Below are 6,912 nucleotides of genomic sequence, written 5' to 3' on the forward strand. Positions count from 1 at the left end.
CCCATCTCACCCAGGGCGTGTGAAACATTACGCTCGATGGTTTTATTCAAAACAAACCCGATGTCGGTGGCGGCGTGCCTTTGAGTTGCCAGGCGCCCACTGCTGCGGCTTTCCAGTGCCGTGGGTTGTGATTGGCCACGGTGCGCGCGTTACGCCAGTGCCGGTCCAGGTTATGCGCACGGCCGGTGGTGGACGCACCGCCGACATCGAACACCAACTCGGCAGCCTTGAGCGCCGACTCCGCCGCAATGTACTGCGCCTGGGCCACATCCACCGCTGCCTGGTCCACCGCCACCGCGTCGAGATCAGCGGCCCAGGCACGGTCGATCGATGCGGCGGCGTGCAACACCACCGCCTCGGCGGTAAAGGCGCGGGCCGAAACATCGCCCACCGTCAGCTCGACATACGGGTCATCCACCGAGCGCGTGGCGCTGCTGTGCTTGATCGGTCGCGCGTGTTCCTTGGCAAAGGTCACCGCATCATTCAGCGCATTGCGTGCAATACCGGCCTGCACCGCCGCGAGGAATATTTGCAGGAACGGCGTGACGATGGTGCGCTTGCCCTCCTCTACCGTTCGGGTGCGGATTTCATTGGCCAACACCTGCACATCATGCAGATGCGTGGTGCCGCTGGCGGTCAGGCGCTGACCCATGGCGTCGAAATCATCCAACAATTCCAGGCCCTGGCGGTCGCGCGGCAGGATGAACGACACCGGCTGGTCATTCTCATCCAGGGCGACGGCGCTGACCCAATCGGCATACAGCGAACCAGTGCTGTAGTACTTGCTGCCCGACGCACGATAGTGCTCGCCGTCACGCACGATGCGCGCGCTGATCGAGCCGTTGGCGCCGCCGACTTCCCAGCCGGCATTGCCGATCACCGCACCTTGCAGATAACGCGTGAACCAGCGCTCACGCTCCTCCTCGGCACCCTCGGCGCGGGAGGCCAGCAGCCCTTCGACAAAGCCAAACCCGGGGCGCAGCGCCTGGGCCACGTTGGAGTCGGCCGAGGCGATGCGAATCAACAAGGCAATCACGTCCTTGACCGAGCCACCGGCGCCGCCATAGCGCTTGGGAATCCGCACGGTAAACAGCCCGGCCTTGGCGATCTGCGCCACCGCCTCATACGGCAATTGGCGGTCGCGCTCGCGTTGCGCAGCGCCGGCGGCGATCTGCGGCAGGATGCGGTCGGCGCGGGCGTTCAATTCGGCCACCGTAACAAGCGGCGGCGTGGGTACAGCAGACAACGTGCTCATGACAATTCCTTGAGGTCTAGATGGCGATTTTCCACAGGCGCGATTCATCAAACAGCCAGTCGGGGTGTTCCGGCTCCAGCACCGGCACCACCAGCGTCGTACCGCTGCCGGGCAGGCGCGGCACGGCGCCCAGCAGGCGCCGGGTGTATTCGTGTTGGGGTGATTCAAACAACGCCTCGACACTGGCGCTTTCCACCACCTGACCGTGGCGCATCACCAACACCTCGTCGCTGACGTGGCGAATCACCCCGAGGTCGTGGGAAATAAACAGGTAGGCCAGGCCCAGCGAGGCTTGCAGGTCGGCCAGCAAATCCAGCACCTGGGCCTGCACCGACACGTCCAGCGCCGACACCGGCTCATCGCAGATAATCACTTTAGGGTTGCTGGCGATCGCCCTGGCAATTGCCACACGCTGACGCTGACCGCCCGACAGTTGCAGCGGCCGACGCTCGGCCAACTGCGGCGCCAGGCGTACTTGCTCCAGCAACTGCGCTACCCGTGCGGCCTGTTGATCGACAGCGATACCCGCGACGTCCAGCGCATCACTGAGGATCTGCCCAACCGTCCAGCGTGGGTCGAACGAACTCAACGGGTCCTGATAGATCACGCTGATGTCACGGCGATGCAAGCGTCGAGTCTTTTCTTCCACTCGCTCAAGACCTGTCGCCGCCCATGGTTGGTCGAGAAAGCGCACCTCACCGGCATCCGGTTGCAGCAGCCCAAGAGCAATGCGCGCCACCGTGGTTTTTCCGGAGCCCGACTCACCGACGATGCCCAATGTGCGCCCGGCGCGCAGTTCGAAACTGACGTCGTCCACCACCTGACGCGACTGTTGATCGGGGCCGATATAACGCTTGCCCAACCCGGATGCCCGCAGCAGCACCGGCGAGTCCGGGCCGGGACGTGGCAGCGTCGCAAGCGTGCTGCGCTCCGGCGAAAGACGCGTGCCACGCGCATGTTCGGCAGGCACCGCGTCCAGCAGCGAACGCGTGTAGGCGTGCCGTGGGTTGAGCAGTACCTGATCCATCGGCCCCTGCTCGACCACTTCGCCATGGCGCAGCACCAGCACTTCATCCGCCAATTGCGCGACCACCGCCAGGTCATGACTGATGATCAGCAACGAGTCGCCACGGGCCTTGATCTGCTGCAACACTTGCAGAATCTGCGCCTGCACCGTGGCATCCAGCGCGGTGGTCGGTTCATCGGCAATCACCAAACCGGGATTCAACGCCAGTGCACTGGCAATCAGTGCGCGCTGGCGCAGGCCACCGGAGAGTTGATCAGGACGCTGGCGGGCACGCAGTTGTGGTTCGGGCACACCGACCAGGTCCAGCAGTTCGATCACCCGTTCGCCACGGCTGCGACGATCGCCCCAGCGATGGGTCTCAAGCACTTCGAGAATTTCCTTGCCGACCGGCCGCAATGGGTCGAGTGACACCAGAGCATCCTGCAACACGAAGCCGATGCCATTGCCACGCAAACGGCGCCAGCCGCGTTCGGACAGACTCAGCAAATCCACACCGTTGTAACTCAGGGTGCGCGCAGACACCTTGGCGCCCGCCCCCGCCAGGCCGATCAGGCTGCGCGCGGTGACGCTCTTTCCCGAACCGGACTCGCCCACCAAGGCCAAGGTCTTGCCCGGTTCCAGGGTGAACGACAGGTTGCGCACGACAGACTGCCCGGCAAACTCGATGGACAGCCCTTCAACGATCAAGCGTTTCTGGTCGCTCATGAAAGACGGCCCTCCAGACGTTGTTGCAGGTAACGGCCAGTGACAGTGGTCGACAACGTGGTCAGCACAATGAACAAGCCGGGGAAGAACGTCAGCCACCAGGCGTTCGCGATAAAGTCACGGCCCATCGACAACATGGTCCCCCACTCCGGCGCAGGCGGACGTGCGCCCAGGCCGAGAAAGCTCAGGGCCGAGGCCCAGACAATCGCCTGGCCCACGCCCATGGTCAGGGTCACGATCAACGGACGCATGGCGTTCGGCAGCAACTGCCGCAGGATAATGCGCAACGGTGGGTGCCCAAGGGCCCGGGCGGCCTCGATGTAACCCGCGTTGCGCACCGCCAACACCTGACCACGCACCATGCGTGCGTAACCCGGCGCACTCCCAAGCCCGGTGGCGACGATCAGCGGGCCGATGCCGCTGCCGAAGATCGCCACGAACAACAGCGCCAGAATCAGGCTCGGGAACGCAAACAGCACCTCCAGCAACCAACCCACGCCACGGTCCACCCGCGCGCCGCCAAGCCCACCCAGCAAACCCAGAACGATGGCGATGCTCATGGCAATCGCCGTGGCGGCCAGGCCGATAAACAACGACTGGCGGGTGCCGTAAATCACCCGTGAAAAGATGTCTCGCCCCGACTGATCGGTGCCGAACCAATGGGCCCAGCTCGGCGGATGAAAGGCCTCGCGCGGCACGATGGCCAGCGGATCACTGTAGGCGAATAACTGCGGCACCAGCGCCGCGACAATCACCAGCAGCAGAAAGGTCACGGCCAGCAACGGGCCAAGCCGCAGCGGGCGTGTGGTGCGCTGAACCCGCAGCGCGGACAGCGGTGTTTCCAGGGTCAAGCCGCTCATGCCGGGACCTCCTGTTGGCGAGGATCGACCCACAGGTACAGCAGGTCGACCAGGATATTGGCGAGCACATAACCGGCGGCAACCACCAGGCTGATGCCGATGGTCAGCGGCAGATCCTGTGCCTGCACCGCCTGGTACAACTGACGGCCCAGGCCCTTGCGGGAAAAGATCACTTCAATCACCACCGCGCCGCTGATCAGCGCGCCAATCGCCCAGCCCGACAACGAGATGCCGGGCAGTACCGCATGGCGCAACGCATGCTTGAAGCGCACGTTGAAGTCACTCAGGCCACGGGTTCGGGCGGTCAAAATGAAGGGTTGGTCGAGGGTCAAATCCAGGGATTCGCGGGTGACCTGGGCGATAAACCCGGCCAGCGGAATCGCCAGGGCAAACGACGGCAACACCAAGGTGCGCCAACCGTCGCTACCCGCTGGCGGGAACAGCCGCAGACCGAACGCAAACACCGCCAGCAGCAGAATCCCCAGCCAGAAATGCGGCAGTGCGGCGGCCAGGGTTTCTGCCAGCGAGGCCAGACTGGCGACCCAACGCCGACGCCCGGCGGTCAGCACCGTCAGGGCGAGCACCAGAATCCAGGCCAGTGCCAACGAGGTCAGGGTCAACTCCAGCGTCGGCCAGGACTGCTCCGCCAGAACCCGGGTCACCGGCAGATGCTGGGAATAGGACACCCCCAGGTCACCCTGCACCAAACGCCCGAGGTACAACGCGTATTGCACCGCGAGTGGCTTGTCCAGGCCGTACTCGCGAGTGGCTTCGGCGATGGTCTCGGCAGTGGGGTTGCCGCTCGGGCCGCCGAGGATCGCCAGCACCGGGTCGCCGGGCATCAGGCGCAAGGCAAAGAAGGTCAGTGTGGCGACCGCCCACAGCACCAGCACGCCGCCAGCAAGTCGCCACAGGGCACGTTTACCCAGGCGTGCCAGGCGCTCGCGCCGTGGGTTGGCAAGTGATGTGCTGCTCATTTGTTCACCCATGCGTCATAGAGATAAGTCACCGCCAGCGACGGCTCCAGCCGCACGCCTTGGGTGGTCTTGTAGATACCCAGCCGCGTGCTTTGCGGGTAGGTGGTCAATTGCAGGTACTGGCTGGAAGCGATTTTCTGCGCCTGGTAATACAGCGCCCGGCGTTGTTCGCTGTCCTGGGTGGTGAGGGCCTGCTGAATCAAGGTGTCAAAGGCTGTGTCATTGAAGCCTGCGGTGTTCTGGTGGTAACCCCCGACGCCCGCCGGACGGATGAACTCACTGCCGAAGATGATCCGCAGCACGTCAGCCGTGTTGGTGTTCCAGTACCCCAGGCGGACGTCGTAATCCCAGTCGGCCTGACGCTTGGTGGCTTGCACGTCGCTCATCTGATCGACGATCAGCTCAAAGCCCGCTTGCCGGGTCGTGGCCTGGACCTGCTCCCACAGGGTGAACTCCGAAGGCGGCGTGCGGTTGCCCATCACCACATGCACTTGCAGGCGCTTGCCGTCCTTGGTGCGATAACCGTCGCTGTCGCGTTGGGTCCAGCCGGCTTGATCGAGCAGTTGGGTGGCCCTGGCCGGATCGTAATCCTGGGCCTGTTGGAATTCCGGACTGTAGAACCGCGTCGCGGGACTCAACGGTCCACCGGCACGGGGAAACTCGTTGAAGTACACGCTCTTCAACGCGCCCTCGATGTCGGCACTGCGCACGAAGGCTTCACGCACTCGCAGGTCGTTGAACGGCGCGCGGGTGATGTTCAGCGTGCCATTGGTGGGGTTGCCGGGGCGCTGGGCGATCACCAGTGTCAGGTCCGGATTGCGCCGGGCAGCTTCGTGAGACTCTGGTGGCAAGGCCTCGATCACGTCGACTTCACCCGCCTGCAACGAGGCAAAGCGTACGGACGGCTCCTGGATAAACTTCCAGACGATCCGGTCCAGCCATGCCGGGCCCTGATGTTTGGCGGTTGGCGGCGCCCAGTTGTAGTCCGGGTTGCGTACCAACTCGACCTGGCTCTGGCGGTCCCAGCGCACCACCTTGAACGGGCCGCTGCCCACCGGGCTTTCACAGTTCACATCGCGTGAACGCAACAGCGCCGTCGGTGATTCAATCCCAAGGAAACCCTGGGCCAGCACCTCAAGAAACGCCGCGTAAGGCGTGGCCAGGTGCACCACTGCCGTGTACTCGTCGAGCACATCGGTGCTGCGGTATTGGCGAATGTAGCCGCCCGCCGTACTGGACTGGGTCTTGGGGTTGGCCATGTGATCGAGGTTGGCTTTGACCGCCGCAGCGTTGAACGGGGTGCCGTCGGTGAAGTGCACATCGTTGCGCAGGTGGAAGGTGTACGTCAGGCCATCGGCCGACACCTCCCAGCTTTTCGCCAGCCAGGGGCCAATGCGCCCCTCGGCGTCCATCGACACCAGCGAGTCCAGGTACTGCTGCGCGACAAACACTTGGGGCATGTCGCCGGCCACATGTGGATCAAGGCAGGTCGGCTCACGGTCGGTGGCGTACACCAGGGTGCCGCCCTTTACCGGTTGATCACTGCGAGCAACGGTCGAGCCACTTTGGCCGCAACCGAGCAACAGGCTGCAAAGCGCAGCGGTACCGACCATGAGGGCGTGCTTGCGTAACGCTCTGGAGTGTCGCGGGTATGGGGCGGGGTCTCGCATGATTGTTGATGCCTGAAGTCCGGGAACAGGGGCATTGCACAAGCCATGCCGGGTTTTGGGCCCCCGTAAACAGGGCATATCGTCGGTTCAGGTAAGTACTGGAAACGACAATGTGTGTGGCAACTGTTGATCAGCCAACAGCTCGGTCATGGCAAGCACAGGGAGGGGCGGCGACTGGGGGGGGGGTGGAGGTGGAGCGAGTACATATCCGTTGTTTGGGTAACGGCTGAGTATGGTTCCGCTCTTACAGCGGGTCACTTTTGGAAAAGAGCCCGGAATGCCGGCCCAGCCAAAAGTAACCAAAAGGGCTCTTGCCCCACCACTCGGCACCTCGCCTAGGCTCGGTGTGCCCGCACTCCGGCACGGCTGCGCGGGTCGCCGCGATGGGCCATCCCTGGCCCAGCGCGGCTAAACCGGC

The 6,912-nt window shown here is 64.0% G+C and carries 5 protein-coding genes; all 5 read right to left on the reverse strand.

Annotation, left to right across the window (positions count from 1 at the left end; translation table 11 throughout):
• Positions 1-46 precede the first annotated feature (46 nt).
• From BFL40_RS15115 to BFL40_RS15135, 5 genes are read right to left on the reverse strand one after another with little or no spacing between them, the layout of a single operon-like run.
• Positions 47-1,255 carry an acyl-CoA dehydrogenase family protein gene (locus BFL40_RS15115; protein ID WP_071484756.1) on the reverse strand — a complete coding sequence of 403 codons (1,209 nt, stop codon included), beginning with the start codon at positions 1,253-1,255 and terminating at the stop codon, positions 47-49.
• Positions 1,256-1,271: 16 nt separating this feature from the next.
• A complete protein-coding gene (locus BFL40_RS15120) occupies positions 1,272-2,987 on the reverse strand; it encodes a dipeptide ABC transporter ATP-binding protein (protein ID WP_071484757.1) in 1,716 nt (571 codons plus the stop codon).
• A complete protein-coding gene (locus tag BFL40_RS15125; protein WP_071484758.1) occupies positions 2,984-3,847 on the reverse strand; it encodes an ABC transporter permease in 864 nt (287 codons plus the stop codon). Before BFL40_RS15125 ends, BFL40_RS15120 begins: the two co-directional genes overlap by 4 nt.
• The gene (locus tag BFL40_RS15130) at positions 3,844-4,824 is read right to left on the reverse strand and encodes an ABC transporter permease (RefSeq protein WP_071484762.1); all 981 of its coding nucleotides are present in this window, start codon (positions 4,822-4,824) and stop codon (positions 3,844-3,846) included. The genes BFL40_RS15125 and BFL40_RS15130 overlap by 4 nt, the downstream gene beginning before the upstream one ends.
• Entirely contained in the window at positions 4,821-6,494 is a 1,674-nt protein-coding gene (locus BFL40_RS15135; RefSeq protein WP_071484759.1) for an ABC transporter substrate-binding protein, read from the reverse strand. Before BFL40_RS15135 ends, BFL40_RS15130 begins: the two co-directional genes overlap by 4 nt.
• Between the last annotated feature and the right edge of the window lie 418 nt (positions 6,495-6,912).

The sequence above is a fragment of the Pseudomonas costantinii genome (genome assembly GCF_001870435.1).
Lineage (GTDB): Bacteria > Pseudomonadota > Gammaproteobacteria > Pseudomonadales > Pseudomonadaceae > Aquipseudomonas > Aquipseudomonas costantinii.

Coding starts and splice junctions, on each gene's coding strand:
- BFL40_RS15115 (WP_071484756.1), bottom strand. CDS start 1,255: ATGAGCACGTTGTCTGCTGTACCCACGCCGCCGCTTGTTACGGTGGCC.
- BFL40_RS15130 (WP_071484762.1), bottom strand. CDS start 4,824: ATGAGCAGCACATCACTTGCCAACCCACGGCGCGAGCGCCTGGCACGC.
- BFL40_RS15120 (WP_071484757.1), bottom strand. CDS start 2,987: ATGAGCGACCAGAAACGCTTGATCGTTGAAGGGCTGTCCATCGAGTTT.
- BFL40_RS15125 (WP_071484758.1), bottom strand. CDS start 3,847: ATGAGCGGCTTGACCCTGGAAACACCGCTGTCCGCGCTGCGGGTTCAG.
- BFL40_RS15135 (WP_071484759.1), bottom strand. CDS start 6,494: ATGCGAGACCCCGCCCCATACCCGCGACACTCCAGAGCGTTACGCAAG.